Source organism: Chryseobacterium sp. MHB01, assembly GCF_034651565.1.
GTDB lineage: Bacteria > Bacteroidota > Bacteroidia > Flavobacteriales > Weeksellaceae > Chryseobacterium > Chryseobacterium nepalense.
Window position 1 is genome coordinate 1 of record NZ_JAYEDA010000040.1, and the last position, 1,629, is coordinate 1,629.

Here is a 1,629-nt window from a genome sequence, read left to right on the forward strand (position 1 = left end):
CTATTAGAGGCATTCACAATTGCCGTGATCAGCGAAGCGGGAATATCCGACAGTTTGGCACCTTCTATTTTAGCAATAGGCACTGTTTTATTATATCCCCAGATAATTGTGGTTGGAAAACCTGCTGAACCCGCATCAGGAAAACTGGTATACTGTACCGGATTGCCTTTATCATCATAGAGATCATATGATATATTCTTAAAGGATTGGGATGGAGTATCCGGAAAATAGCTGATCTGAGAGGTGGGATAATAATTTGAGCTGTTGTCAAATTTGGTTTCAGATTTTGAAACCAGCTTCCCGTTTCTTTTCATTTCAGCTTTTACCGGAACCGAAATAATTCCTGCATTCCAAAGCTTTGGAGTTTCCAGGGCTACACCCCACGGATAGGTAATATTCTGTTCATTTACTGTTCCATCAGATTCTGTTGTTTTTTTATAAATAATATTAAAATCTTTGGTGTCTCTTACTGTTTCCGAAGTCACCGTCAAGAGATCAGATCCGGTATGCGTGGTGGTTGTAGAAAACTGTTTTTTAATCATTGAGTTTTTACCGGCAGAAAAACTGGTCTGATAAAATTCATAGTCATTGGTTTCTTTGGCAACAATGGCATTCTCTTTATTATAGACTTCCGTTTTCTCGACAATACCGTTCATTAAAAGATTATAATAGTTCAGATCCGCAACTTTTAAGGTCCCGTCAGAATTTAGATTTTCAGGATAATCTTCCAGGGTTTTGACATAATACTTGGTATAGCCTCCATTTTGTCCTACCGTTTCTTTTACGTTTTTATAGACAACCCCTATTTCATCCTCATAAAAAAAGCCGCTTGTTTTCGTATTATCTGTAAATTTCTGATAGTCATAGCTTTTGGTCTGCGAGGGAACTAAGGTATTTCCGTCATAGTATTCGATCTTCTTAATGCGGACTCCTTTTCCTGTTGAATAATTTGGAAGCGGCTTGGATTTATAGCGGATACGCTTAATGACAACCGTTCCTTTTCCGCCCGTACCCGTGATTTTGATCGTATTATTTCCGGACATATACTTTTTATGCCCGTCGGAAGTTAAAATTCCAGATGTGATTTCTGCATTTATGAAAGGATTCCCGTTCTCGTCAACAATAGGGCTGTTATAATATTCACTGGCATCCACCCAATATTCCAGGTAGCTTGAACCCTCTGTATTGTCCGGGTTTGCAGGAAGATTAAAAAGCAGGTTGGTCCCGAAATTCGTATCAAAATTTATACTTGCAATATCCTGGTAATATTGCGCTTCCCGATCTGTTAACGTATGCGGCGGAGCTGAGACCAGTAGGTAATTAGCCGTATTTTTATCAATGTAATACTGGTTAGGCTCATACTCATACTTAACGGTACTTCCTGTCGGAAATTTAATGCTTGTCAGTAAACCTAATCCCAAATATCTGGGATTCTCTGACTCGTTTTCAAAGCAGGGCTTGTAAGGGTTAACGGCTTCTGTCCATCCAACATTGTCAAACGGATTGACAGCATAAAGGAACTCCGTTGCCTGATACTCTGAAAGTGATGCATTGTATTTTAAAACCTTATTCAGGATTCTTTTGTTTTGTGTTTCTGAATAAAGACAAGGTGAAGGTAGTGCAGGAGTG

General features: G+C 39.0%; 1 protein-coding gene. It reads right to left on the minus strand.

What is annotated here, in order from left to right; all coding sequences use genetic code 11:
* Window positions 1-1,629, minus strand: a 1,629-nt coding sequence (locus U9K52_RS21145; protein WP_322928015.1) for a hypothetical protein, incomplete at both ends; no start/stop codon positions are given.